Raw genomic sequence first — 25,201 nt, 5'->3', positions numbered from 1 at the left:
CCGGGATCATTACTTAACCAAAAATAGCTTTTGTTGCAAAATACAGAATTGACGGAAATACCAGACAACCGGAACCGGTATAGAATGTAGCTGTCATTGCCGCATACGGAACCAGTTTGGGATCGACTGCGGCCATACCGGCAGCCGTACCGGAAGTAGTACCCATCAAGCCGCCATAGATCATGGCGGACTGAGGATTATCAAGTCCGACAAATTTAGCAACAAATGGAGTCAGAATCATAACCAGAACAGATTTAACAACGCCGGCTGCGATGCTGATGGCTATAACCTCAGAAGACGCGCCCAGTGAAGCCCCTGTTACAGGTCCTACAACAAAGGTTGCCACACCGGCGCCGATGGTTACCAGACTTACAGAATCAGTATAGCCCATGGCATAAGCCACACCCACACCTGCTACCCAGGAAGTCAATAAGCCAAAAATAAGCGAAAGTACACCTACAAGACCAACTTTTTTGATTTCACGCAGGTCAGCGCCAAAAGCAGTGGAAACGATGGCAAAATCACGGAACATAGCGCCGCCCATAACACCAACGCCGGCAAACATCGGAATGCTCGCCAAACCTTTATGACCGCCGCCGACTACACCGCCGATATATGCCAGAATCAGACCGAAGAAGATCGCAATTGCGGAGCCATGGATACGTCCCTTGGTCAAACCGCCGATTTTATAGGCAATCCAGGTAGTGATACCGATGATAATAAAAGCCGCAACTAATCCGTTTTTAGTAATAAGTTTAATGAACATTGCTGCGAAATCCATATAAAACGCCTCCCATTCTTTTTATGACTATGCACCAAATTTTCTTAAAATAGGAATAAAGACAAAGCCGAGGGCTACGCCCAGTACTCCGCCCAATACAGCGATCGTTCCGCCGGATAAAGCGGCGACAACGTCCTGAATGGAACTCATAGCCACAACGATGGGAATATACATGGCACTCCAGAACGCGATACCCTCCTGACCCTTTTTATCAAGCCAGCCTGCATCTATACCTTTATTGGTAAGAATAATCAGCAGCAGCATAGCAAAACCAACCCCGCCGACATTAGCTTTAACACCCAGAAGCGCGCCTAAAATATCGCCAATGTAATTACCTGTTAAAAAACAAAATGCTAATAACGCAACACCATAAATAATCATGAGATTACACCACCTTAGTACAATTTTTTATTATCGCTCCCCACTCAAGGGAAGCGAAACAACTAAAGGCAACGGTAAAAATTTACTTATTCAACTACGGCAATAACCTGACCGGCACTTACGCGGTCGCCGGGCTGCACTTTATATTCTTTGACTACTCCGGCTACTGGGGAAGGTACCAGCTGTTTCATTTTCATTGCTTCCATTACTATCAGTACGTCTTTTACTTCAACGCTTTCGCCTACTTGTTTTTCAAAGCGAACGATTTTACCGGGTACGCGGGATTTAATTTCCATGATTCGACATCTCCTTAAATTTTAGTCTGCTCTTATTCGACTACGGCAATGACCTGGCCGGCACTTACGCGGTCGCCGGGCTGCACTTTATATTCTTTGACTACTCCGGCTACCGGGGAAGGTACCAGCTGTTTCATTTTCATTGCTTCCATTACTATCAGTACGTCTTTTACTTCAACGCTTTCGCCTACTTGTTTTTCAAAGCGAACGATTTTGCCGGGTACGCGAGATTTAATTTCCATGATTTATGCCTCCTGTGACAGTATTTCTACAACTGTCTTTTTCTTTAATATTTGTACATCCTGTAAACTCTTGCCTAAAACTGTCTGTGTCGGCTGAAATAATTCAGCCGCCTTAATACCATAGCCATTAATAAGCTCCGTTTCCAGATCAATGTCTACCTGAAACTTCTTTCCAATGGCCTGCAGTTCTGTATATACCTCCTGCAGCTGCTGCAAAGACAATCCCGTTATCAACAGATCAAGATCAGATTCGCTGTTGGTAAAAGGTAAACCGGTAGCTATTTCCAACCCGGCCGAACCTAAAATTCCCAGTTTCAGCCGCCTCTCTGCCGCATAGCTGCATGCCGCCTGCGCCGCTGCCAGACAATTCGTAGATACTTTAAATTCAGCTGCCGCAAGCTCATAAGGCCGTTTCAATTTAACTGCTTCGCCTACCTCCAGCTCTGCTGTCAGGCGTAAACGCCGTCCCTCACATAGCTGCGGATGCACAAAGCCCAACGGTATCACGTCTGCCGAAAGTACTTCCGCACGTCTGACTATTCCGGGAATAACGCTGTCAGCGCGGAAAATATCCGCCGCTAAAAATGCCTTTTCCCCTGTCAGCTCGTTTAAAAACACTTGTTTCAGCCTTGCCCTGCCGATACTGCTCGGATAAACCAGGTCATGCCTTTTTAACTGCGTTTTGTCCATACGGGATCCGCCTTACTGTTCTGCTGATAATCAAGCTGCGCCTGTACCATAGTGTCGAAAAATTCCGTCTGTACCGGCCCGGTGATTGTAACAGAAGGTATTTCAATTCCTGATATAGGATCGCCCCGCAGTTCCAATATTGTTTGTTCGGCATTGACCTGTACTTCAGGACTGACCTTGACGATCCGGCCTTTAATCCTCAAAATACTGCGGGCCACCCTGTTTAAGGTAACGGCTGAGGCCAGAGTAGTAGCTTTTACGATCACTTCATACTCCGGATAAGTCCGTTCCCGGCGGTAAGTAATGATCTTACCGGCCTTATTACAGACATGTCCCGACTCTGAACACGGAAAACTGTCACCCATCGGCAGGCCGCCTGCTATCAGCTCATAATATTGCTGTCCGCCCCTGATGGCCGCCGGTGTCAGTTCGATATCGTCCCTGACAGGGATACCGTCCATAGCCAGCCAGCCTATTTCCTGGCAGCCGTATAAATCATGTACTTCCGCCTGCAGAAGTTCCTGCGCCACCGGCAGCAACTCCAGATCCAGAGGCGTACCGGCAGTCAACAGCTTTACTCCTTTAGGCAGATCTTCAGCAACGCCCATATTTTTAGCATCTGTCAGTGCCGCCCGTAAAAACGCAGACTCACCCACCACAGCTGCAGGCCTCTCTTTATACAGCGCTGCCAGAAAGGCATCACGGCTGGAGCGCACTAAAAACGAGCATTTCAAACCAAAATCTTTTAAAGCCTGCCCTGAAAAAACATTTACCAGCGGCGGATAAGTAACAAGCAGCTTATCGCCGTGCTTTAGTCCAGCGCGCTCTAAGATCCTGACCGAAGCTCTGATGCGTGCCGGCAATTCAGCATAGGTAACTCCGACGATATTTTGAAAAGCTGATGTTCCCGTTGTAAAGGTAAGATAAGCAAGATTCAAAGGCGTATGAACATCTTCGATCACATGAGCCGCCGTCGGCCCGGCAATGCCTTTATCCGCCAAAGTACGCTTCGGCATCTCCTCCAGTTTGGGAGCAGAACCGAAATCTTCGACCAGCAGGCTTATTTCCTGAAGCAAGCTGTTCATCTGCAATCTCCTTACGCGTTGATATATTTATCGGCAACTGCAGTAAATTCTGCATTGACCTTGGCAATAGCTTCCATTCTATGGATCCGTCCGCCCCGCTCATTGCCCAGAATACCTCTGCCCCAGGGACCGAGCAGTTCGCCTTTCCCTTCAGCCTTTAATTTAGCAACCTCATCGATATGCCGGATAATTACTTCCCGCATATCTTCTACCTGATTGACAATTTCCTGTACGCCGCCCAGTTTGTAAAAGAAATCTACACCGGCTGCAAAAACAGGATTGCTGGTAGAAAGCTCTTCCAACCGTTCGATATCCATTTTCGTGATCCTGGCAATGGAGGTCAGCGGCATAACATGGATCATGGTGCCGAAATCTTTGGAAAGGGCCAAAATATGGTCGGCCTGTAAACCATGGCACAGGAAAGCTCCGGAAATTGCGCGGCCAATGACCATGGCCACGATTGGATGTCCTGCTTTGCGTGCTTCGGCTAAAGCCAGCTGATAACCGCCTGTGGATTTATTCATACCGGCGATTTCTTCCATTTTGCCGGGACCGTTACCAGGAGTATCAACTATCAAAACGATAGCGCGTTTCTCAGGCAGCGGTTTATCCTTATCGGCTTCCATAGTCCGATAAACTGCCGTTGCCATCTTATAACCTTCCTCAAGTCCGATGACCCCGCCGAAAACAACAGGAAATCTGTCATTAAACGCCATCGCATCATTAGCGATGATCGTAGTCGGTTTGCCGTTCAGCTTAGCAGTACCGACAACAGACCCGGGGCCATAATCAGGATCGAAGCTGTAACCGTCAATGATATTTTCCTGGAAGGAATCTTTATCGATGATCATATCAATAGCATCGCGTCCGCGACCTATCATAGTGTTGTCCAATTCTTCCATATTCATATTCCTCCTTTTCCTTAACTGCGTACTCTGCGTTTTACTACTTTAAGGAATTCCGCTGTCGTCATCTCAGGCAAAGCTGCCGGATCTTCATTACCGAAATATTTCCACAGATCCATCGAATCCTTCGGCTGCATATCTCCAACAAGCTTCACCAGCTCCTGCTGTTCCTGTACCAGCTTCAGAGAACCGATACGGCGCATTTTTTCGATCTCAGCCATTGGTATCTCAGCCACTTCAGCCAGAGTTTTATGGAATTCACCGATTTTATCTTCAACAAGATAGTTACAATCCTGAATGATATATTTATGTTTAGCGCCGGTTGTCCGGTAAACCAAAGCCTTGTTGGAAGCGTCAAATTCGTCTTTGCCCATTTCCTGTTCGATTACTTCCGGACCAGTCAGGCCGATACGCCCTTCTTCATTCATCACAATGACGTCGGTAGCTGCAGCTACAAAGCCCATACCGCCAAAGCAGCCGACTTTACTGCCAACTACCGCTACTACTGGAACGATACCGCGGCAGTCCTGGAAGGCATCCATTACTTCGGCATGGGCCAGAAGTCCGGCATTGGCTTCGTGCAGACGTACGCCGCCGGTTTCAAAAGAAACCGCAACCAGCGGACGTCTTGCAGCATATTCTTCAGGATATTTAGCTTTAATGTCAGCAGCCGCCTTCAATGCCAGGCGAATAGTTGCGACCATTTTACCGCCATTGACCTCGCCAATAGCGCCGCCAATAAATTTCCCTTCCATTGATACTACAAAAACAGGATGCTTGCCCAGCAAACCAACGCCGCAGACAGTACCGTCATCAAATTCCACAGCAGTCCCAAGTACCGGCAGATGCGGGCTGCAATAACGATCCAGCGGATTTAAAAACTCCGTAAAGGTCCCTTTGTCGACCATGCCCAAAGCACGTTCACGGGCATTAGCGTCAAAGAAGCTGCTGTTTTCAAGTTCAGTCCAGTTTTTCATAATTATTCAGCCTCCTTTGCAGTAGCTTCTGCCAGTGCCTGGCGTAATCTCATATAAACAACGATCGGGGTGGCGTTATCATCGTTGATCTCGATACTTACATTGCCAACACCTGTATCAGTTACAAATTTTCCGAGCATTTTTTCCCAAACCGCATCAAAGCCTTTAACAGGAGTAACTACTTTGGCTTTAACGCCGCCGTTCAAATCTTTCTTTTCCATAAGTACTTCCAAATCGCCGGAACCGGTTACACCAAGATGCGACCATTCCTTAGCGATTTCCTGTGTTGCAGCAGATTTAAATTCAAATTCCAAAACCTGTAATGCCACGTTAATCTCCTCCTCTTACCAGTTTCTGAATTTAGCAGGCGGATTATACAGACCTTTAGACCAAACGACCAGGTCATGTACGTTTTTAGCCGCCAGCATGGAACGGTTAGCTCTGCTCATATCAATACCAAGATCATCGGCAGTCTTGATCACGCCAAGATCACGCAGACGCAGGGTCTCTTTCGGATCAGCCTTCATACCGACTTCGGTAAAGCCTGCGATACCGCGGATAGCGGCAGTACGTTCTTCCATATTTCTGCATTTATGCAGGTATGCGATACCTTCCTCGGTAATGATATGAGTCAGGTCATCGCCGTAGATCATAACCGGTTCAATCGGCAGATTAGCGTTTTTAGCCAAAGCAAAAGCATCCAGTTCCTCTACGAAGCCAGGCGCCAGTTTTTCACGGAAGGTTTCGGCCAATTGTACGACCAGGCGTTTGCCGCGGTGTACAGGTCCCCACATTGCTTCTTTAACGCCATATTCTTCACCGCATTTAAGCCATGCTTCGGAAGAATGACGACGGCCTTTCGGGTCGCAGCCCATATTCGGAGCGCCGCCGAAGCCTGCCACACGGTTAGCCGTAGCTGTAGAACTGTTGCCATAAGGATCGATCTGCAGTGTGCCGCCGATAAACATATCAATAGCATAATGTCCTGCCGTCTGAGAAAAAGCACGGTTTGAACGCATTGAACCATCCGGCCCGACAAAGAAAATATCACTGCGGGCAGCTACATACTCATCCATTCCCAATTCACCGCCGAAGCAGTGGATCGATTCGACCCAACCGCTTTCAATAGCCGGGATCATCGAAGGATGCGGATTCAAAATAAAATTGGTGCAGATCTTGCCTTTCAATCCCAGCTCCTCACCATAAGTCGGTAACAGCAGCTCGATTGCAGCCGTATCAAAACCGATACCATGGTTCAGGCTTTTAATACCATACTCGCCATAGATACCTTTGATCGCCATCATGCCCTTTAAAACCTGAGCATCAGTAATCAGTGCCGGATCACGTGTAAAGAGCGGTTCGATGTAAAACGGTTTCGGAGATTGAATAACATAATCGACCCAATCACCGGGGATATCAACGCGCGGCAGCTCGTCTACGATCTCGTTGACCTGCGCAATAACGATACCCTGACGGAATTTAGTCGCTTCTACGATCGCCGGAGTATCCTCAGTGCTGAAACCGGTAAACAGATTGCCATGGCGATCAGCCTTCGTTGCCGCAATCAATGCGACACGCGGAGTCAAATCAACAAAATAACGTCCATACAGTTCCAAATAAGTATGGATAGCTCCCAGCTCCAATTTGCCTTCTTTTAAAAATTCGGCAATTCGGCCTGCCTGCGGGCCGGAAAAGGACATATCCAGCTTTTTAGCGATACCTTTTTCAAAAACATCCAGATGTTCAGGCAAGGTCAAAACAGACTGTACCATGTGCAGATCATGCACCTTACCAGGATCTACCTGGCAGAGTGTTTTCGCCAGAAAATCGGCCTGTTTCTGGTTGTTGCCCTCGATGTTGACCTTATCACCGGGTTTGATAACAGCCTCCAGTAAAGCGACTGCATCTTTGGCATCAACGATTTTTCCTTCTTTGACGTAAGGGGCAGCTGAGGCAGCTCTTGCCGCAGCATCTTTCTTTAAAGAGTCCCACTCACGCGTAATACCTTTAAGCTCCATTACATTCTCTCCTTTCTTATTACAAAACTGCTTCATATATACCGAACCCGGATAAAAAAAGAGAGAACAAAGCACAGCTGCAAACTGCGCCTTCATTCTCTCATTCACCACTATTTACTTTCACCCGGATCTATATATGCATAACTCCCAAACCGGCCCGTTCATGATTAGTCATATAATGCAGTGCCGATTTACCGAACAATGCCACCGCCAGCCAGCCATCATCACGTACAACCGCTATTTTCAGCGCCAGACTGGCACTAGAAGAAACGCTGACTAAAATACCTTTTTTAGCTTCCTCCGTAGCGTGAATCAAAGCGTGAATATCATTAGCCGTCTTTTCAATGATTCCAGAATTGAGACTGGCCCCAATTACGGCCCTGTTCACCTTTTCGTGAAAATCATCATAAGAAGTTTTTCCGCCGACCTCTGTCACTACAAATTTATGACCAACTTCAGTCAGCGCTCTTTTAGCCGTTTCCTCGTCCTTCAGCGTACGTGTTAGCGCCAGCAGCATTGCCGCTACGCCTACGCTTTTAACACTTTCACCCTGTAAAAACGCTTCCATCTCTCAGTCCCTCCCTTTACTGCAACCTCAGCAGCTACGGATGCTTATTTCACCAAAATCGAAGCTTTCGATTTTTCCCGCAGCATTTCGTACAAGCAAACTCCCATAATCATCCATGTCTTCCGCCACTCCGGAATAAATCTCTGTATCATTATCCCTTACTGTAACCTTATGACCCAGTGTACAGCTGTAGTCCAGCCAGTCCTGCCTGATCAAAGCAAAACCGCAGCAGTGCCAGTGAGAGTAAAGCAGATCGAATTCATCCAGAAACGCCTTGAGGACCTGTTCATGCTCGTATTCGATGCCCGTTGCCAGATAAAGAGAAGTGGCTGTAGCTTCTAGCTGGGCTCCGAAATCTTCAGAAGACATATTTATGTTGATACCAATGCCAACAACGGCGTACTCGATACTGCCATCAGCAGTCAGTGCCATTTCTGCTAAAATACCACAGACTTTTTTACCGTCCAGCATGATATCGTTGGGCCATTTTATAGAAAATTTTTTATCAGTTAGCACCTGCAAAGCTTTCACCGCAGCAACGGCTGTCAGCAGCGTTATTTGGGCACAGTATTCGGCAGCTATCGTTGGTCTGAGGATCATGGAAAACCACAATCCCTTCCCCTCCGGTGATTCCCATTTCCGCCGCATTCGTCCTCGTCCGGCAGTCTGCCTTGTGGCAATAACAATTGTACCTTCTGCTGCCCCCTGCTTTGCAAGCTCCAGCGCTTTCAGATTAGTAGAATCCAACTGCTCATAATAATATATTTTATTGTGCAGTATCTTCTTTATTTCTACCATCTTTATTGCCCCGTCTCAAATTTTACTTAACCAGGTGGATCGTCGAAATGAAGACGCCGCAGGCAATTGCCGAGACGATAACGCCGCCGATATTAGCCCCCATTGCCACCGGCATTATTACGGCGAACGGATCTTCATCTTCAGCTATATGCTGAGCGATTTTAGCAGTAGTCGGCACACAGGAAATACCGGCAATACCAACAACAGGATTGAAATTTCCTTTTTTGAATTTGTAAACTATCCAGCCGCCTAAAACACCAACAGCACCTGATACTGCCAAAGCTACCACACCAAGAATGATCAGCGGTGCAACTTTGGGATTAAGCAGGGTAGAGGCTTCGCATAAAGTGCCAAGCAAAAGACCCAGCATCAAAGTAGCAGCATAAAGGATAACGTTTTCCAGCAGATCCTGATACGGAACGATTTCAGCTTCTTTGATCGTCATACCCAGGAAGAAGGACATGATCAACGGCGCCGCCATCGGCAATAAAATACATAACAAAGCACAGCATACTAAAATAAAAATAAATTTTTTGGTTTTCGGAATTTCAGGAGCATCAAAAATGATATCGATACCACGATATTTTTTAGGCACCAGCATTTTTACTAATGTCGGATAGCCTGCATAAGTCAGGCTTAAATAAAGATAAGCAATAACGGAAATCGGGACGAACAGTTCCGGAGCCAGCATCAAGGAAGTAAACAGAACCATCGGCCCATCAGCACCGCCGATCGAAGCTACAGCAGCAGCTTCCGGTGGAGTCAATCCAAGATTCACACCCAGAATAAGCGTAACAAAGGTACCTGCTTCGGCAAAAATAGCAATAATGATGGAAGTCCACGGATTAGCCAAAATAAAACCAATTTCACACATAGCCCCAATGCCCATAAAAACCAGACAGGCTACCAGACTGTTGCTGAAGGTCAAATTATAGATCGGCTGCAAAAAATTGATCTGCATGATATTCATCAATGCGCCCGGTTCTGAAACGAGCGGATCCAAAAACAAAGTGCCAAGCTTACCGCCGTCTAAAAAAAGTACGCCGCAGTTGATACAAATCATACCAACACCCATCGGTACCATGATCAAAGGCTCTAAGGTTCTCTTAAAGCCCAGATAAGCCAGAATAAAACCGAAAATTATCATAAAAATACGCGCACAGGCGATTACAGGATCTTGCACAAATAAACTGGCAATACCAGGAAACAATGTTGCGACCAGACTCATTTCCATCGTTATTCCATCCCTTCTCCATTAGAATTATTATTGCCCATCAATTTATTGAGCAATACCACTACGCCAATCATAAACAACGAAATAGCCGCAGTGAACAAGTAAGAAAATCCTGCATACGCATAAACATTCATTGCTTCAAACCCCTTTCAAACTTTTCTTTCCTGGCGTATCAACTGTCGGTTTCCGGATAACCAAATTATGGTAAAAAAAATAGAGAAACAGAATCATCTCCATCTCTCTTTCACCACTTTGCAATTGCCAATCAGGAAAATTAATGCCAAACACTCGCACACTCACAAGACTTTATCCTAACCGGTTTTTACCGGAGCCTTGTCCGTCATCGAAACATGCTTAAAAATAAAAAGACGAAGTAATAGAATCACTATCACTCCGTCACCACTATGCAGTTGTAATAAACTATTTTGAAAACTCTCAAATACTCTCTTGGTAAAGCTCTCATATTCTCTACGCTTTTATAATAACACAAAAAATCGATTTGTCAATTATTTGTTAAATATTTTCAAACTTTTCTATATATGCATAATGCCAAAACCCATGCGTTTATGATTAGTGATATAATGCGCCGCTGAATCTCCATAAAAAGTTACGGCAATCCATCCATTTCCTCTTACAATCGCAACCTTACACGAAATATTGGCCTGAAGCAGGTTCTGGGAATAACCAGATTTTGCATCAGCTGCTGCATGTAATACCGCATGTATCTCCTGCGCAGTTTTTGAAATAACACTACAGTTGAGACAGGCTCCAATAATTGACCGTGTCATTTTTTCTCTAAATTCGCTTTTAGATGCATCGCCGCCAAGTTCCGTAACAGCAAATTTGTAACCTTGTTTCTGTAACAGCTCTTTTAAAGCATTTTCATCGGCCAGTGATGTCGTCATTGCTAACAAAATTGATGCAGCCTCGGTACAATTCAGCATACCCGTCAAAATATCATGTTGCTCCTTCATCTCTGCACCCTCTCTTTCTACTTTTCAAGTACGATTATTATAACATGTACCCCCCCACATCACAAATTTCTGTTCCAAAAAAACAAAGAACTTTGCGTTTACACCAATTTTAAGCATAAACGCAAAGTTTTTTAATTATTAGTTATCGTTTTCCATTTAACTGCAAATTCCGCTCAGTTATCAAAAAATCTGCGCAGTTCCTCATTATCCTTCGTCAGTCCCAAAGCCAGCATCAGCTTTATTCTGGCTTTCTGTCCTGTTAATTCCCCGCCCAGAATGATCTTACTTGCTTCCATTGACCTGGCGCTGCCAAAATAACTGTACGCCGGAACTACACGCCCCGTATGAACACGTGAAGCCAAAACTACAGGAATATCCCTGCTCCGCACATATTCGATCCCTTCCTTAACTGCCGGCGGCACATTCCCGCAGCCTAAAGCTTCAACTACCAATCCCTGTACCGGCTTTTCCGCCAGCATTTTAAATAAATACGCATCCATCCCCGCATAGGTTTTCAGCAAACAGACATCTTCTGCCAGCACTGCCGGACAGATTTTTTCAAGATTCAGCGGCTGACGTCGAAAAACCACTCTGTCAAAATAAATATGCCCTATAGGACCCCAGCCCGGCGAATGAAATGTAGCACAGGACGTAGTATGCGTTTTGGTAACTTCTGCAGCAGCATGTATCTCATCGTTAAAAATAAGTAATGCGCCTTTGCCCAAGGCTTCATCGCTGGCAGCGACCATTACTGCCGCCAGGATATTTGCCGGTCCGTCCGGTCCTGTTTCTGAAGCGCCGCGCATGGCTCCTGTAAGACAGATAGGCTTGTTCGTTTTTACTGCCAAACCTAACATATAAGCTGTTTCTTCCAGTGTATCTGTCCCGTGGGTCACAACAATGCCGCTGACGTCTTCCCGCTCTGCATACCGATCAGCCATTTTTGCCAAATCAAACATCATCTGCGGTGTTATGTGACCGCTGGGCACATTGGAAAATTCAACTACCTCAACTTCGGCAATCTCCCGCAGTGCCGGGACGGCTTCGATCAAATCATCACCACTGACAGCCGGGATCAGGCCCTGCGTCACAGGATCATATTTCATGGCAATAGTACCGCCTGTAGTCATTACAACAACTTTTTTCATGCTCGCACCTTCCTTGCATCATTATTTACTTCATCATAACATATCAGCCGCCGGCAGACAATTTCCTGCCACCCAAATTCCCGCTGGCATTACAAATGGTGTATAATATTTATATCATTGATTACGAGGTGTCATGTATGATAGTAAGCGGTATCAGCCTGGTTTTGGAAGGCGGCGGTATGCGGGGCATGTTTTCCGCCGGAGTTTTTGAAGCATTCATGCAGAAAGAACTTATTTTCCCGCATATTGTCGGCGTTTCTGCAGGTGCCTGCAATATTGTTTCCTATATGTCACAGCAGCCGCTGCGTACCAGACGTGTCATTCAAAATTTTGTTGGTGATAAACGTTACTGCAGCCTGAGCAACTGGCTCAGGACCCGTTCACTTTTTGGTTTTGACTTCATTCTCAAAGAACTGCCGCAGAATCTGCTGCCTTTTGACTATGAAGCTTTTCGTAAATATCCCGGACAGCTTTATGTCGGCACGACCGATGTTATCACAGGCAAGCCTGTCTGGTATACCCAGGGCGATATGGATAAAGATTTTCTGCCGCTGCGCGCATCCGCTTCATTGCCCTTTTTTGCTCCTGTCGTCACCATCGGCGGCCATAAATTATTAGACGGAGCTATAGTAGAGCCCATACCTATCAGCAAATCCATTGCTGACGGTTATCAGAAATTCGTTATCGTACTTACCCGTAATGCCGGTTACCGTAAAAAACACCCGGTACCGCAATATCTGCTGCGCCTCGTCTATAAACACTATCCTAAATTATGGGAAACCATGGCCAGACGTCCTGACCTATATAATGACCAGCTTGCTTTTGCCGAACAACTGGAACAGGACGGCAAGGCCGTTATCATCCGTCCAACCGTACCTTTAAAGATCGGCAGACTGGACCAGAAACCGCAGCAGCTTTTAAAGCTGCACGATCACGGTATCGAATGCGGATTAGCAAAATTTCACGAAATCATGCAGCTTTATCGTAAGTAATAAAGGAGGAACCATGCGTTTTTTACATACTTCCGACTGGCACCTGGGCCGTATTTTTCACGGCTTACATATGACCGACGATCAGGCTATAGTACTGGAAGAATTAATCGCCCTGGTCAAAGAAAGTAATGTTGACGCCGTCCTGATCGCCGGCGACATTTATGACCGCGCCGTACCGCCGACACAGGCAGTGACCCTGCTGGACGAGGTTCTGCGCCGTTTAGTCCAGGCGGCCGGCAAAAATGTCATTATGATCGCCGGCAATCACGATAATGCCGACCGTCTCGGCTTCGGTCAAAGCCTGTTATCTCAGAACAAGCTTTATATCACCGGGCCAGTCAGCCCTTCTACCCAGCCCGTTGTATTATATGATACCTACGGGCCAGTTTATTTTGCACCACTGACTTATGGCGAGCCCCTGGCAGCGTCCGAACTGCTCCGGCAGCCTTTAAAAACACACGAAGATGTTGTTCGCTGGCAGATAAGCAACCAGTTAAGACAGATCCCTGATACAGCGCGTAAGGTTGCGCTGGCGCATGTCTTTCTGACAGGAGCGCAGGAATCTCCGGACAGCGAACGCCCTTTGGCTATCGGCGGAGCAACCACCGTAGGCATCGACTGCTTTGCCCCGTTTAATTATGCGGCTTTAGGACATCTGCACGCCTGCCAGAACGGCAGCAGCAAGGTACGTTACAGCGGTTCCCTGCTCAAATATTCTTTTAATGAAGTCCAGCAGTCCAAGGGCGTACATATTGTAGATATGGCCGCAGACGGCAGTATTACTGTTGAAACAGTACAGCTCAAGCCTCGCCGGGAACTGGCCTGTCTGCGCGGCAGTTTTTCTGAATTAGTCAGCAAGCCGCAGCCGGAATTATATGATTGTTATCTGCAGGTAACCCTGACTGACGAACAGCCGATACTGGATGCCAAATACCGGCTGGAGCAGGTCTACCCCAATATCCTGCATTTAGAATACGCACGGCTGCATACTGGCCGCGATGCGGACACTGCCGCAGTAAATCATAAAAAGCTTGGTACCGCCGAGCTTTTTGAAGCTTTTTTTACACAAGTCAACAATCGTCAGCTCACTGACAGTGAAAAATCCCTTTTATCGGACATTATTAACAGCGAAGTGCAGACAGAAAGGCAGGCCTGAGCATGAAACCATTACAACTTACCATGCAGGCCTTTGGTGCTTATGCCGGTGAGCAAATTATTGACTTCACGCTTTTAGGAGATAAAAACTTTTTCCTGATCCACGGACCGACCGGTTCCGGTAAAACTACTATTTTAGATGCGATCAGCTTCGCTTTATACGGCAGCGCCAGCGGCGATCTGCGCGAAAGTAAAAACCTGCGCAGCGACTACGCTCCCGCCGAACAAAAAACCGAAGTAGAATTTACCTTTAAAAGCGGGGAATATATCTATCAGGTACTGAGATCTCCCGAGCAGGAATTAAAAAAGCAACGCGGCGAGGGCACTCGAAAGGTACCGGCAGCCGCCGCCCTTTTTAAAATCCTTACTGACGGCAGCAAGGAACCGCTGGCCGCAAAAAGTGACGAAGTGACCAAAAAAATTACAGAACTTATTGGGTTTAAAGCGGAACAGTTCCGTCAAATAGTTTTGTTGCCCCAGGGAGAATTCCGACGGTTTCTGATCGCTGAATCGAAAGACCGCAAGGCGATTCTGGAAACGATCTTCAAAACCGAGCTGTACCGGCGTATCGAAGCACTGCTGGCAGAACGCAGCACTGCTATCGACAACGATTATAAAGCACTTAAACAACAACAACAGTTTATTTTGAACAGTACCGAATGTGAAAACAACGACCAGCTTCTTGCTGACATACAAATATTTCTGCAGCGGCAAAAGGAAGAAACGGCTGCACTGCAGACTGCTTCCGCACAGCTTGCAGCAGCAAAACTGCAATTGCAGCAGGCTCAGGAGCTGCATAATGCTTTTGCGGAAGCAACTGCAGCACGAACGGCTTTCTTAACTTTGACAGAACAGCGCAGCGCTGTTGAAACTGCAAAAACTGAAGCAGCACAGGCTGATAAAGCCGCACTGCTGGAAGAAATTTACAACTCTACCCTGCGCGCACATAAACACAACCAGGAATGTCTGTCAGCCGAACAAAGCGCTCAACAGGCAACAGCAGCGGCGCAAGCAAAGCTGCAGGAACTGCACCAAAAGCTTTCAGAACAATTACAACAGCTTGACGGTCAAAGTATCAAGGATACTGCGAACCTGGATAAAGCGCTGGAGCTTTTGAACCAGCGGATCCTGCAGCTCCACAGCGAAGCCGCTAAATTATCCGGTGTCACTTCTGAATTAGAACGTCTGGCCGCGGCTCTCGTTGACAATGAACCGTGTCCTGTCTGCGGAGCTTTGCAGCATCCGCACCCGGCTACAATAACTGCGGCCCAGAAATCTGAGCTGCAGTTGAAAACACAGACGATTACCAGACAGGTCCAGAGCTTACAGCTGCTGCAGCAAAGCTATCAGCAGGCTCAGCTGCATCTGGCAGGCTGCGAAGCTACTCTGAAAGCAAACCAGGCGGCTTCTGTAAATGCTGCCAAAGAATTCAGCGCTCTGCGCGAACATTTTAAAGAACGCCTGGACGCTTCAGACTTTGAATCACAGACAGCCTTTCTTGCCGCTTTGCGTACTGAAAGTACGCGAAAACAACTGCAGCAGACCATCGCCGCCTATGAACAAAATCTGGCCGCAGCAACAGACCGCCTGCAACGCGCTCAAAATGCCGTCAACGGTAAGACCGAGCCAGAACTCAGTGCCTGCAAAGCAGCGGAACAGCAGGCAGACGCTCTCTACCGTCAGCTGACAGCTCAAACGGCAGTAACCGCCAAAGAGCTTTCTGATCTGCAAAAAGCACAGCTCCAGCTGCAGGAATTGGAAAAAAAGATGGGCACTTTACAGGATGCCTATCAAACAGCAGCCTCTCTGGCAGAAACCGCAAGAGGCAATAATCCCTCAAGACTTACCTTTTCCGCATTTGTTTTGCAGGCTATTTTAGACGACGTACTGCAGGCCGCCAATCTGCGTTTAACCTCTATGAGCCGTGGCCGTTACAGTTTATCACGTACCGGTGATGTTCTGGATGCCAGAAGGGAAAACGGTTTGAACATTGAAGTTACCGACAGCTTTACAGGCGTTGCCCGTCCTGTCAAAACACTTAGCGGCGGAGAACTGTTTCTGGCTTCACTCTCGCTGGCCTTAGGGCTTTCCGATGTAGTACAGGCCTATGCGGGAGGTATCCGCCTTGATACCATTCTGGTCGATGAAGGTTTTGGCACGCTTGACTCCGAAGCCCTGGATATGGCTATCCGCACGCTTACCGATCTGCAGAAAGGCGGGCGTCTGGTAGGAATCATTTCCCACGTCAGCGAGCTGCGCGAACGCATTTCAGCCCGATTGGAAGTAATCCCCGGCCAACGTGGCAGTACTGCTGTTTTTCACGTCTAACATAACAAAAACCTCCGCAGGCAAATGCTTACGGAGGTTTTTTATTAACCTATTTCGCGTTCTTTTTCTGTTCCGCGCACATTAACAGGGCGGTTATTTTCATCTACCATAACTACCTTTGGTTCAAAACCTGCCGCCTCTTCAGGCGTCATCAGCGCATAAGCGATAATGATCACTGTATCACCCACTACGACCTTGCGTGCCGCAGCGCCATTAAGGCAAATCACACCGCTGCCGCGTTCCCCTGCAATAACATAGGTTTCCAGGCGGCTGCCATTATTATTATCAACGATCTGTACCCGCTCGCCCGGCATGATGCCGGAAAGTTCCAACAGCTCGGAATCAATGGTAATACTGCCCATATATTCTAGACAGGCTTCTGTCACCGTAGCACGGTGGATTTTTCCATGAAACATATTCAAAAGCATTTATTCAACCTCCAAAATCACATTATCGATCAGCCGCGTAGTCCCAAAACGCACTGCTACTGCCAATAGGCACGAACCGGTAATATCACCTGCAACAGGTTTCAGATCGGGCAGCTCATAAATTTCTACATAGTCAATCTCACTCAACGGCTCTGAACCGATCAGCTTGGCAGTTTCAGCTGCAATTCTACTGCTGTCACGCTCACCCTGCTTAAAAAGTTCTTCCGCATAACGCAGGCTTTTTGATAAAATCAAACCGGCTGTGCGTTCTTCCTGGCTCAAATAAGTATTACGCGAACTTTTAGCCAAGCCGTCAGCCTCACGTACGATCGGCATAATCCGCAGCTGAACGTTAAAAAACAGATCTTTGACCATTCGTTTGATAACCTGTACCTGCTGCGCGTCCTTCTGCCCAAAATACGCCCTGTCAGGCTGTGCCAGATTGAACAGCTTGCTGACAACAGTAGTCACGCCACGAAAATGTATGGGACGGCTGCGGCCGCATAAAACCTTTGTAATATCACCTGTTACCTCTACCCAGGTCATATCGGCACTGGGATACATTTCTTTAGCCGCAGGGGCAAAAACGATATCGGCCCCCATTTTCCCTGCCAATATACAATCTGCTTCCAAAGTGCGCGGATAGGCTTCCAGATCCTCCCCCGCCCCAAACTGTGTCGGATTGACAAAAACACTGACTATCACCAGCTCATTCTCTTTACGTGCGGCAGCAATGAGTGAACCATGCCCTTCATGCAGAGCCCCCATAGTCGGTACCAGACCGATGCTTTTACCCGCTGCCTTTGCTAAAGCTACCTCTTCCTGTAAATCTGCTGTCGTTTGGCAAAGTTTCATTTTAAGGCTTCCTCTCAATATAATTTCTCTAAAACTTCATCATCTATTTTAAACGTATGCTCCGGCGCAGGAAAACTGCGCTCCTTAACTTCCCTGATGTATTGCTGCACTGCGCTGACAATACTTCCGTGCAGATCGCTGTATTTTTTGGCAAATTTCGGACAGAACCCGTCCGAAAATCCCAGCAGATCATTACAGACCAGTACCTGCCCATCACAGGAATTTCCGGCTCCGATACCAATAGTTGCCGCTGTTTTCAGTTCAGCAGTCACCTTTGCAGCCAAAGCAGCCGGCACACATTCCAGCACAATAGCAAAGGCTCCTGCTGCCTCTAACGCTTTAGCATCATCCAGCAATTTCTGCGCTGCGTCTACATCCTTGCCCTGCACTTTAAAGCCACCCATTTGATTGACAGACTGCGGCGTCAGACCAATGTGTCCGACCACGGGAATGCCTGCGGCAACCATTTTTTGTACCAGTTCACAGATTTCACTGCCGCCTTCCAGTTTTACTGCCGTGCAGCCAGTTTCCTTTAAAAAGCGGGCCGCATTATAAAGACCGTCAGCAATGCTGGCCTGATAGCTCATAAAAGGCATGTCAGCGACAACCAGTGCCGGCCCGCAGGCGCGCATCACTGCTTTGGTATGATGAAGCATCTCTTCCATCGTTACGGGCACAGTAGAACCGTAACCCAACATCACATTACCAACAGAATCACCTACCAGAATCATCTCAACACCGGCTTCATTAACATTACGGGCCATCGCAACGTCGTATGCTGTAACCATCGTTATCGGTTCACCCTGCTGTTTCATTGCTTTGATAGTCGATGTGGTTATTGCTTTTTTATTCATGGTTTTACTCCTTTACTGTCAAGCTTTCAATAGTTCTTGTAAACTTTTTGCTTTCGCTTCATCGATACTGCCGTTTTCACTCGCCAGACGCATAGTCTGAAGTGCCAGTTCCCGATAAACCAGCTGCAGTTCCTCCGGCAGAATTTTCAGATGTCCTGCTACAGTGCCTACATCACCGCGGGCAATCGGCCCGGTCAATGCCTTGCGGGCCAACGAAGTCTGATGCAGATTACTGACAGTCCCATCCAGCAGCGGCAGCAAAAACTGCAAAGCCCTTGCCTTGTCAGGTGTCCAGCGTTCAAACAGTTGCTGTGCTATCGCAGTTATTGTCACAAGATAATTAGAACAAAAACAAGCAGCCGCATGATAGGCACTGCGCTCCGCTTCAGGAACTCTGAATGGATATGCCTGAAGCGCTTCGGCCAGATAACAGGCAGCTTGCTGTGCTTCATTATCACCATCAACAGCCATGCCGATATCTTTAAATCTAGCGCTGCCTCCGGCAAAGCTCTGCAATGGATGCAGACTGCCGCAGTGGATCCCCAAGGCAGAAAGCGCCGCCAAAGGGTCCAACCCCAAAGAACCGCTGCAATGCAGGCACACCTTCTTTGACAGAATATCCCTCCGCCCGGCAGTACCGACTTCCGCAGCCAGTGTTTCAGCTGCTGCCGCGATCTGCCCGTCCGGAACTGCCAGCAAAACTACATCAGCAGCCGCCAGCACCTCTGCCCCGACTGAAGTAATCTGAAAGTCACCCATGCCCGCCAGCCTCGCACAACTTTTCGGCGATCGACCCGCTTTGACGCTGACTACCTGTAAAGCAGCAGTTACTGCACAGGCTTTCAAAAAAGCACTGCCAACCTTACCCAGCCCAATGATGCCTATTTTCATGGTTCCCTCCCTTTCTTCGCTTGAGAGCATAACCAAGGCAGTAAAATAAAAAACGCACTCCCGCCGGGAGAGCGCAAAAATACTTATAAAAAGGCCTTGTTATTGCGTCTCGTCCCGGTCATTACTGATCCAAGCGATTAATGACTGATTTTAAATTAAGACCTGCGGCTTATGGTACAGCTCACAAAGATACTGCCCGGCCATTTACGGTCACCGCTATAATAGCACAAGCACTCCGGCCTTGACAAGCGTTTTTTACCTTACTTTACAAAAAAACCTTTCTTTAGGTCCCTGCCTGTATATTTTGTAAAAAGCACCGTGGAAACACAGCGTACTCATGATATCACCCACTTTAAAATTCCTGTTGTTTTTCATTCTTTCATGCTATACTGAAAGAAAAAAGGAGGTCTTTGTTATGCCCTACGTAAATATTAAAATCACCCGTGAAGGCAACGTGACACCAGAGAAAAAACAAGCCCTGATAGAAGGTGCTACCAATCTGCTGCACGACGTGCTCGGTAAAAACAAAAAGACTACTGTTGTCGTTATCGATGAAGTCGATACTGATAATTGGGGCATCGGAGGCATTTCTGTTACCGAGATCCGGAAAAGAAACAACTAAAAGCACTATTTTAACGCCGTTATCATTTAGATAACGGCGTTTTTTATATTTCTTTATTTTATTCATTTGCAGACTAATATTAGTCTGCATTTTAATTTCTAATTTTTCAGTTTTATTCTTAATATTTTAAATATAGCCGACTTTTTATCAGCTATTGTAATTTCAAATTACCCGGAGTAATACCCTGCGCTTTCTTCTAAAAACACAGTATTATTTCCTTTTCCTCGATTAAACTGTATAGATATATAATCTATAAATGCTTGACACAGTACATTTTTGCAAAATATAATTATTTTAACTTATAGGATTTAAAATTCTTTATTGCAATAATTGTTTTATTATTTTTATCTTCTATTGTTTTATTCTTAAGGAGGACCCAATTATGTACAGCAACAAGAAACGTCAAGCAATACTTTTGGCGCTCCTTGCAGCGCACTGCACCTTTTACGGAACTAACGTAATGGCTGCACCGGTACCTGTTACAGACGGCAAATACACTGCAGATGGCACAGACACTTATGATCCTATCACACATACCGATACTATCAACAGTATCAAAGTTTCTAATGGCGCTCAGGTTTCTGTCACCGCCGGTGCAACAACCGTCAACGGTGTAAACAGCAGCGAATCCCTCACCGCCAGCAGCGGCGGTCAGCTTACTGTTAATGGCAGTTTAAATGCCACGGTCGGTTTAGGCGATACCTATTCTACAGGAGTAGGTTATTCTGGAATTGTTGCTAACGGCAGCGGCAGTAAAATAATCCTCAGCGGTACCGATAATTCTATTACCTCCAAATCCACAAACTATAAAAATTCTGAATCAGCATTTTTTGCTTACAACAATGGTGAAATACATGTAACCGGTGACACGACAACTGTCAAAGTAAGTCAGAGCCGCATTGTAGCCGCTCAGGATGGAGCTTCTATAACTTTTTCCAATGGTAAAAGCGATGACCAGTCAGCCTTATTTAAAGCAGCAAGCAGCAGTCAGCGCTGGATGGTAGTTGCCAACGGGACAGGGAGAATCAATTTTGACCGAGTGGAAATAGACGGAACCGGCTACAGCAATGGCAGAATGTTCTTAGCCAACGGCGATCCTGCTAAAGACATTAACGAACAGGCTAAAATAACTTTTCTTGGAGGCAGCTTCAATAGAAATGACGGTGCCGGCAGACCAGGAGCTACGGCACTGGAAACAGGCAATTTCGGGCAGATAGAAGTACTTGGCTATGAGGGCGGTGAGCTTGATATCCGTACAGGAGGCAATCACGAATCCGGTATTATCGCCATTGGCGGCGGCAGAATAGATATCAACAGTACTCAAAGCAGTAATTTCAAAACTACTATCGAAACCAGCGGCCGCAATCATCAACATGGTATTGTTATCGGTACTCTGGCTGCAACAAATCAAGCTGCAGAAAAACATCTGGGAAGTAAATACGGATCATCGGAGGTCAACCTCTATGGTACTGCAGATATAAAAGTAGATCATGAAAAAGCTTATGGCATCAAAATAGCAGGAGATGGGGCTGGATTCAATATGTTTGCTGTCGATGGACAGCTTGAACGCAGTAAAATCCACGCCAGCTCCACAGCCGTAAAATATTCTTCAGCTCTGGGCAACTCCACTGATAAGACCGGTAATAATATGGCTGCCGGTAAGCAAATCATCCATTTGGAAAATACTGATATCACTAATGACGGAGTTGCCAGCACCAGTGACAGTGACGGTGTCTATACCGGCCACCTGATACAGATAGGTTCACATGGCCAGGAAATAACCACTGACGGGCATCAACGTGCCAGCAATCCTGGCGGTACTAATTACAGTGACATTATCAATGTCGCGGATGCAGTCAAGGACGCTACTTTAAACTTGGTAAACAGTACAGCAACCGCTCATGATTCCAGTAATAAAGACTTGATCCATATTACCTATGGCGGTCAAACGACAACTAATCCGGATCTTGTTGCCAGTAATATTACTGTCAATACTTCTAAAAACACTGTTCTGAACGGTGCTATTTTTACAGATTATACAATAGACAGTACCGGTAAAAGCAGCAGGCTTGATCTTGCTCTGACGGATAACAGTACCTGGAATATGACCCAAAACGCTTCTGCAAAAAATTTATGGCAGGGATCTGAAGCAGAAGGCAACTTTGTTACTGATCTGTCCCTGAATAATTCAGTTATTAAATTTGGTCATCTGGACTGGAACAACGATAATGAGCTTCTCGAAGCTCAAAAGGCTGAAAATTTCAAAAATTTATATGTGGCGGGAAACTACAGCGGCGACAATGGCCAGCTGCATATGAATGTCGTCTTGGGCAAAGACGATTCTGCAACTGATAAAATGATCATCGGCGGTGACACTTCAGGCACAACCTATATCAATTTTAAAAATATCGGTGGCAGTGGCGCACAGACCGCTCAGGGTATCAAGGTCATTGAAGTTCTCGGGAATTCTGATGGTAATTTCATCAAGTCTAATCCCCTGGTCGGTGGCTTATATGAATATTCACTCGTCAAAGGCGGCAATCAAGGTACTGAAAGTGATTGGTACTTAACATCCTATGCGCCTACTACTGCCCCTGTCTATCGTCCTGAAACAGGTTCATATCTGGGAAACATGGCCTTAGCCGGTTCTATGTTCGATCTCCGCCTTTATGATCGTGAAACGCATCTGCAGCATCAAAACAATCAGGAAGATGGCCCTAATATCTGGATCATAAACAGCTATACCCGTACGAAACAGGATTTCAGCAACGATCAGATCCACGGTAATGCCAATCTATACAAACTGCGCATGGGCACTGATCTTTATAATGAAGTCAGTGATAAAGGTGAACAGCAGCTGTTCGGCATAATGGCAGCTTATGGCAATGGCAGCCAGACGACTTCAGCCAGTTTCGCCAACCGTGATTCCAAAGGTTCTGTCGATGGATTTTTATTAGGTGTCTATGGCAGCTGGTTTGAAAACGCACATGACAGAAGCGGCTGGTATGCTGATACCTGGTTCCAATATGGCTGGTTTGATAACGAAGTCAATGGTGCCGGACTAAGCAAAGAAAGCTATGATACCAACGGCTGGGGACTTTCGGCAGAAATCGGTAAATCCATAAATTACAAAGAAACAGATCGGCGTACTTATTCTTGGCAGCCTAAGCTTCAGCTTACCTATACCAAGCTTAATAATGATACGTATACTGAAAATAATGGCAGTACTATCGCTTTTGGCAATGAAGCCAATCTTCAAACACGTTTGGGACTGCGTTGGTTAAGTGAACAGAATACAGCTTCGACAAAAAAAGATTCTTTCTTTACCGAGGTAAACTGGCTCCACAATTCTAATAATTACACTATTTCTTCTCTTGGTGACAGTATTTCTCAAGACGGTAACAAAAATCTTGGCGAACTTCGTCTCGGTTATGAAAAAGAATTCAATAAAGACTGGTTCATCTCTGCTGATCTCAGCGGACGTTTTGGCAGTAATTCTTACAGTTCTTTCCAAGGTATGCTGTCTTTGGAGTATCTATTCTAAAAAGAAAAACTCCCGGTTTTCCGGGAGTTTTTCTTTTTAGCCGTTTATACCAGCATGCTGTTTATATGAATCCTCCAGCAGCCTGATGAAATAATGATAACTCGCAAAGAGAAATAACGACGAACCCAGCCAGGCAATCGGACTGGCGTAACAAATGCCGCTGTAACCAAAATATTCGGTCAGATATACTGCGGCAGAAGTACGCAGTATCAGCTCTACGATACCGCTGAACATAGGTATCATCGCAATACCCATACCCTGTACGGCATTACGATAGATAAAAATCTGACTGAGGAAAAAATAAAACGGCACGCTGAGATGCAGATACTGCTGCGCCTGCGATAAAACCTGTTCATTAGCTTCGCTGATAAAAATACTGATCATTTCGCGGCCGAAGAAATACATAATAACAGCGGCAAATAAACTAAAACACAGAGCCAGCAACGAACATTTTTTTACACCCTCGCGGATCCTATCAAACCGATGAGCGCCAAAATTCTGCGCGCTGAAAACCGCCATCGACAAGCCAAAAGAAATCATCGGCTGCAAGGCCAGCTGTTCGATCCGCATTGCGGAAGTGAAAGCTGCGATCGTAGTCGGACCGAACTTATTACAAACAGCCTGAATGAAAATCATACCAAGCCCCAACACTGAAAACTGCACCGCCATTGGCAGGCCCATACGCAGATGCTCCCAGGCAAAATTCCAATCAAAATGCCAGTCCTGCTTTTGCAGACGCAGGATCGGAAATTTTTTGACAATATAAACAATACACAGCAGCGCGGAAAAGCCCTGCGCAATAACCAACGCTACTGCTGAACCAGGCACGCCCCAGCCGAACTGAATAATAAACAGCAGCGCCAGAAAAATATTCAGGATCGTTGCGATAATCAAAAAATATAACGGTGTTTTACTGTCGCCCAGAGAACGCAAAATGCCTGCCAGAAGATTATATCCCATCATGGCGATAATACCATGACTGATGATCAAAACATAACTTTTAGCATCTTCAAACAACTCCTCAGGAACGTTCATCGCCGCTAAAGCCGGATCAAGGGCAAATGTTGCTATAAGCATCATTATCAAAACAAAAAACAAACTCAGCATCGTGCTCATCGCCACACTGCGGCGCACACCGTCAAGATCACCGGCGCCGTACCGCTGGCCCGTAACCACCGTGAACCCATTAGACAAACCCATCGTCAGCACAACCAGCATCATGAACAGAGGCGCTGTAGCCCCAACTGCCGCCAGTGCGTTGACCCCTATCGTCCGTCCTACAATGATGATATCTGCTATATTATATAATTGCTGAAAGACATTACCGATCAAAAGCGGTACCATAAAAGGAAGGATCAGCTTCAGCGGATCTCCCTCTGTCATATTCCTTACCATAAAAACACCACCCAACCATTTCCTGACTGATCAGTCAGAA

At 46.5% G+C, this 25,201-nt stretch carries 26 protein-coding genes; 5 read left to right on the top strand and 21 right to left on the bottom strand.

Features of this window, described 5'->3' with window-relative positions; all coding sequences use genetic code 11:
- Positions 1-13 precede the first annotated feature (13 nt).
- The 16 genes from madM to PFJ30894_RS02445 form a co-directional block, all read right to left on the bottom strand.
- Positions 14-781: a malonate transporter subunit MadM gene (gene madM / locus PFJ30894_RS02515; RefSeq protein ID WP_021718751.1), complete on the bottom strand. Its 768-nt coding sequence runs from the start codon at positions 779-781 to the stop codon at positions 14-16.
- A gap of 27 nt (positions 782-808) precedes the next feature.
- Complete coding sequence (gene madL / locus PFJ30894_RS02510) at positions 809-1,162, bottom strand: malonate transporter subunit MadL (protein ID WP_021718752.1); 354 nt, start codon at positions 1,160-1,162, stop codon at positions 809-811.
- Positions 1,163-1,248: 86 nt separating this feature from the next.
- Positions 1,249-1,458, bottom strand: a complete 210-nt coding sequence (locus PFJ30894_RS02505; RefSeq protein WP_125668943.1) for an acetyl-CoA carboxylase biotin carboxyl carrier protein subunit — start codon at positions 1,456-1,458, stop codon at positions 1,249-1,251.
- A gap of 32 nt (positions 1,459-1,490) precedes the next feature.
- A complete protein-coding gene (locus PFJ30894_RS02500; protein WP_125668943.1) occupies positions 1,491-1,700 on the bottom strand; it encodes an acetyl-CoA carboxylase biotin carboxyl carrier protein subunit in 210 nt (69 codons plus the stop codon).
- A gap of 3 nt (positions 1,701-1,703) precedes the next feature.
- Positions 1,704-2,390, bottom strand: a complete 687-nt coding sequence (mdcG, locus tag PFJ30894_RS02495) for a malonate decarboxylase holo-[acyl-carrier-protein] synthase (RefSeq protein ID WP_113077586.1) — start codon at positions 2,388-2,390, stop codon at positions 1,704-1,706.
- Positions 2,372-3,475 (bottom strand): acyl-CoA synthetase family protein, encoded by a 1,104-nt coding sequence (locus PFJ30894_RS02490; protein ID WP_125668942.1) that lies wholly within the window; start codon positions 3,473-3,475, stop codon positions 2,372-2,374. The genes mdcG and PFJ30894_RS02490 overlap by 19 nt, the downstream gene beginning before the upstream one ends.
- An 11-nt stretch (positions 3,476-3,486) precedes the next feature.
- Positions 3,487-4,383, bottom strand: a complete 897-nt coding sequence (mdcE, locus tag PFJ30894_RS02485; RefSeq protein ID WP_370840848.1) for a biotin-independent malonate decarboxylase subunit gamma — start codon at positions 4,381-4,383, stop codon at positions 3,487-3,489.
- Positions 4,384-4,397: 14 nt separating this feature from the next.
- The gene (locus PFJ30894_RS02480; RefSeq protein WP_113077589.1) at positions 4,398-5,357 is read right to left on the bottom strand and encodes a biotin-independent malonate decarboxylase subunit beta; all 960 of its coding nucleotides are present in this window, start codon (positions 5,355-5,357) and stop codon (positions 4,398-4,400) included.
- Positions 5,358-5,359: 2 nt separating this feature from the next.
- Positions 5,360-5,686: a malonate decarboxylase acyl carrier protein gene (gene mdcC, locus PFJ30894_RS02475; protein WP_125668940.1), complete on the bottom strand. Its 327-nt coding sequence runs from the start codon at positions 5,684-5,686 to the stop codon at positions 5,360-5,362.
- A gap of 15 nt (positions 5,687-5,701) precedes the next feature.
- Positions 5,702-7,360: a malonate decarboxylase subunit alpha gene (gene mdcA / locus PFJ30894_RS02470; RefSeq protein ID WP_370832956.1), complete on the bottom strand. Its 1,659-nt coding sequence runs from the start codon at positions 7,358-7,360 to the stop codon at positions 5,702-5,704.
- Positions 7,361-7,505: 145 nt separating this feature from the next.
- Positions 7,506-7,943, bottom strand: coding sequence for a HutP family protein (locus PFJ30894_RS02465; RefSeq protein ID WP_113077591.1), 438 nt, complete (start codon positions 7,941-7,943; stop codon positions 7,506-7,508).
- A 27-nt stretch (positions 7,944-7,970) separates the two neighbouring features.
- Positions 7,971-8,741 (bottom strand): biotin--[acetyl-CoA-carboxylase] ligase, encoded by a 771-nt coding sequence (locus PFJ30894_RS02460; RefSeq protein WP_125668939.1) that lies wholly within the window; start codon positions 8,739-8,741, stop codon positions 7,971-7,973.
- Between the two features lie 22 nt (positions 8,742-8,763).
- On the bottom strand, positions 8,764-9,969 hold the full coding sequence (madB, locus tag PFJ30894_RS02455) for a Na+-transporting malonate decarboxylase, carboxybiotin decarboxylase subunit (RefSeq protein WP_046430447.1): 1,206 nt from the start codon (positions 9,967-9,969) through the stop codon (positions 8,764-8,766).
- An 8-nt stretch (positions 9,970-9,977) separates the two neighbouring features.
- Positions 9,978-10,109, bottom strand: a complete 132-nt coding sequence (locus PFJ30894_RS12000; RefSeq protein ID WP_021718763.1) for a hypothetical protein — start codon at positions 10,107-10,109, stop codon at positions 9,978-9,980.
- Between the two features lie 399 nt (positions 10,110-10,508).
- Complete coding sequence (locus PFJ30894_RS02450; protein ID WP_021718764.1) at positions 10,509-10,949, bottom strand: HutP family protein; 441 nt, start codon at positions 10,947-10,949, stop codon at positions 10,509-10,511.
- 173 nt (positions 10,950-11,122) lie between these two features.
- Complete coding sequence (locus PFJ30894_RS02445; protein ID WP_125668938.1) at positions 11,123-12,097, bottom strand: asparaginase; 975 nt, start codon at positions 12,095-12,097, stop codon at positions 11,123-11,125.
- A 137-nt stretch (positions 12,098-12,234) separates the two neighbouring features.
- On the opposite strand from PFJ30894_RS02445, the gene PFJ30894_RS02440 reads away from it, so the two are divergent.
- The 3 genes from PFJ30894_RS02440 to PFJ30894_RS02430 are packed head-to-tail and all read left to right on the top strand — an operon-like array spanning position 12,235 to position 16,572.
- Positions 12,235-13,089: a patatin-like phospholipase family protein gene (locus tag PFJ30894_RS02440; protein WP_167457007.1), complete on the top strand. Its 855-nt coding sequence runs from the start codon at positions 12,235-12,237 to the stop codon at positions 13,087-13,089.
- A 13-nt stretch (positions 13,090-13,102) separates the two neighbouring features.
- Positions 13,103-14,245 carry an exonuclease SbcCD subunit D gene (locus tag PFJ30894_RS02435; RefSeq protein WP_125668936.1) on the top strand — a complete coding sequence of 381 codons (1,143 nt, stop codon included), beginning with the start codon at positions 13,103-13,105 and terminating at the stop codon, positions 14,243-14,245.
- Between the two features lie 2 nt (positions 14,246-14,247).
- Positions 14,248-16,572 carry an AAA family ATPase gene (locus PFJ30894_RS02430; RefSeq protein WP_125668935.1) on the top strand — a complete coding sequence of 775 codons (2,325 nt, stop codon included), beginning with the start codon at positions 14,248-14,250 and terminating at the stop codon, positions 16,570-16,572.
- 44 nt (positions 16,573-16,616) lie between these two features.
- Here PFJ30894_RS02430 and panD read toward each other — a convergent pair whose 3' ends face one another.
- The 4 genes from panD to PFJ30894_RS02410 are packed head-to-tail and all read right to left on the bottom strand — an operon-like array spanning position 16,617 to position 19,600.
- Entirely contained in the window at positions 16,617-17,000 is a 384-nt protein-coding gene (gene panD / locus PFJ30894_RS02425) for an aspartate 1-decarboxylase (RefSeq protein WP_021718769.1), read from the bottom strand.
- Positions 17,001-17,855 (bottom strand): pantoate--beta-alanine ligase, encoded by an 855-nt coding sequence (panC, locus tag PFJ30894_RS02420; protein ID WP_125668934.1) that lies wholly within the window; start codon positions 17,853-17,855, stop codon positions 17,001-17,003.
- A 14-nt stretch (positions 17,856-17,869) separates the two neighbouring features.
- A complete protein-coding gene (gene panB, locus PFJ30894_RS02415) occupies positions 17,870-18,709 on the bottom strand; it encodes a 3-methyl-2-oxobutanoate hydroxymethyltransferase (RefSeq protein WP_125668933.1) in 840 nt (279 codons plus the stop codon).
- 18 nt (positions 18,710-18,727) lie between these two features.
- Complete coding sequence (locus tag PFJ30894_RS02410) at positions 18,728-19,600, bottom strand: Rossmann-like and DUF2520 domain-containing protein (protein ID WP_167457006.1); 873 nt, start codon at positions 19,598-19,600, stop codon at positions 18,728-18,730.
- Positions 19,601-20,015: 415 nt separating this feature from the next.
- On the opposite strand from PFJ30894_RS02410, the gene PFJ30894_RS02405 reads away from it, so the two are divergent.
- Positions 20,016-20,222: a tautomerase family protein gene (locus tag PFJ30894_RS02405; protein WP_125668931.1), complete on the top strand. Its 207-nt coding sequence runs from the start codon at positions 20,016-20,018 to the stop codon at positions 20,220-20,222.
- A gap of 382 nt (positions 20,223-20,604) precedes the next feature.
- Positions 20,605-23,766, top strand: a complete 3,162-nt coding sequence (locus PFJ30894_RS02400; RefSeq protein WP_125668930.1) for an autotransporter family protein — start codon at positions 20,605-20,607, stop codon at positions 23,764-23,766.
- Positions 23,767-23,802: 36 nt separating this feature from the next.
- Here PFJ30894_RS02400 and PFJ30894_RS02395 read toward each other — a convergent pair whose 3' ends face one another.
- Entirely contained in the window at positions 23,803-25,161 is a 1,359-nt protein-coding gene (locus PFJ30894_RS02395; RefSeq protein WP_172602489.1) for an MATE family efflux transporter, read from the bottom strand.
- Positions 25,162-25,201 lie beyond the last annotated feature (40 nt).

This window comes from Phascolarctobacterium faecium, from assembly GCF_003945365.1.
Classification (GTDB): domain Bacteria; phylum Bacillota; class Negativicutes; order Acidaminococcales; family Acidaminococcaceae; genus Phascolarctobacterium; species Phascolarctobacterium faecium.
The sequence above is the reverse complement of the archived record's forward strand: the minus strand, read 5'-3'. Positions and strand labels throughout refer to the sequence as shown.

Excerpts from the sequence above, each read along its gene's own strand:
- madM (WP_021718751.1), bottom strand. The coding sequence starts at position 781 with ATGGATTTCGCAGCAATGTTCATTAAACTTATTACTAAAAACGGATTA.
- madL (WP_021718752.1), bottom strand. The coding sequence starts at position 1,162 with ATGATTATTTATGGTGTTGCGTTATTAGCATTTTGTTTTTTAACAGGT.
- PFJ30894_RS02505 (WP_125668943.1), bottom strand. The coding sequence starts at position 1,458 with ATGGAAATTAAATCCCGCGTACCCGGTAAAATCGTTCGCTTTGAAAAA.
- PFJ30894_RS02500 (WP_125668943.1), bottom strand. The coding sequence starts at position 1,700 with ATGGAAATTAAATCTCGCGTACCCGGCAAAATCGTTCGCTTTGAAAAA.
- mdcG (WP_113077586.1), bottom strand. The coding sequence starts at position 2,390 with ATGGACAAAACGCAGTTAAAAAGGCATGACCTGGTTTATCCGAGCAGT.
- PFJ30894_RS02490 (WP_125668942.1), bottom strand. The coding sequence starts at position 3,475 with ATGAACAGCTTGCTTCAGGAAATAAGCCTGCTGGTCGAAGATTTCGGT.
- mdcE (WP_370840848.1), bottom strand. The coding sequence starts at position 4,383 with ATGAATATGGAAGAATTGGACAACACTATGATAGGTCGCGGACGCGAT.
- PFJ30894_RS02480 (WP_113077589.1), bottom strand. The coding sequence starts at position 5,357 with ATGAAAAACTGGACTGAACTTGAAAACAGCAGCTTCTTTGACGCTAAT.
- PFJ30894_RS02465 (WP_113077591.1), bottom strand. The coding sequence starts at position 7,943 with ATGGAAGCGTTTTTACAGGGTGAAAGTGTTAAAAGCGTAGGCGTAGCG.
- PFJ30894_RS02460 (WP_125668939.1), bottom strand. The coding sequence starts at position 8,741 with ATGGTAGAAATAAAGAAGATACTGCACAATAAAATATATTATTATGAG.
- madB (WP_046430447.1), bottom strand. The coding sequence starts at position 9,969 with ATGAGTCTGGTCGCAACATTGTTTCCTGGTATTGCCAGTTTATTTGTG.
- PFJ30894_RS12000 (WP_021718763.1), bottom strand. The coding sequence starts at position 10,109 with ATGAATGTTTATGCGTATGCAGGATTTTCTTACTTGTTCACTGCGGCT.
- PFJ30894_RS02450 (WP_021718764.1), bottom strand. The coding sequence starts at position 10,949 with ATGAAGGAGCAACATGATATTTTGACGGGTATGCTGAATTGTACCGAG.
- PFJ30894_RS02445 (WP_125668938.1), bottom strand. The coding sequence starts at position 12,097 with ATGAAAAAAGTTGTTGTAATGACTACAGGCGGTACTATTGCCATGAAA.
- PFJ30894_RS02440 (WP_167457007.1), top strand. The coding sequence starts at position 12,235 with ATGATAGTAAGCGGTATCAGCCTGGTTTTGGAAGGCGGCGGTATGCGG.
- PFJ30894_RS02435 (WP_125668936.1), top strand. The coding sequence starts at position 13,103 with ATGCGTTTTTTACATACTTCCGACTGGCACCTGGGCCGTATTTTTCAC.
- PFJ30894_RS02430 (WP_125668935.1), top strand. The coding sequence starts at position 14,248 with ATGAAACCATTACAACTTACCATGCAGGCCTTTGGTGCTTATGCCGGT.
- panD (WP_021718769.1), bottom strand. The coding sequence starts at position 17,000 with ATGCTTTTGAATATGTTTCATGGAAAAATCCACCGTGCTACGGTGACA.
- panC (WP_125668934.1), bottom strand. The coding sequence starts at position 17,855 with ATGAAACTTTGCCAAACGACAGCAGATTTACAGGAAGAGGTAGCTTTA.
- panB (WP_125668933.1), bottom strand. The coding sequence starts at position 18,709 with ATGAATAAAAAAGCAATAACCACATCGACTATCAAAGCAATGAAACAG.
- PFJ30894_RS02410 (WP_167457006.1), bottom strand. The coding sequence starts at position 19,600 with ATGAAAATAGGCATCATTGGGCTGGGTAAGGTTGGCAGTGCTTTTTTG.
- PFJ30894_RS02405 (WP_125668931.1), top strand. The coding sequence starts at position 20,016 with ATGCCCTACGTAAATATTAAAATCACCCGTGAAGGCAACGTGACACCA.
- PFJ30894_RS02400 (WP_125668930.1), top strand. The coding sequence starts at position 20,605 with ATGTACAGCAACAAGAAACGTCAAGCAATACTTTTGGCGCTCCTTGCA.
- PFJ30894_RS02395 (WP_172602489.1), bottom strand. The coding sequence starts at position 25,161 with ATGGTAAGGAATATGACAGAGGGAGATCCGCTGAAGCTGATCCTTCCT.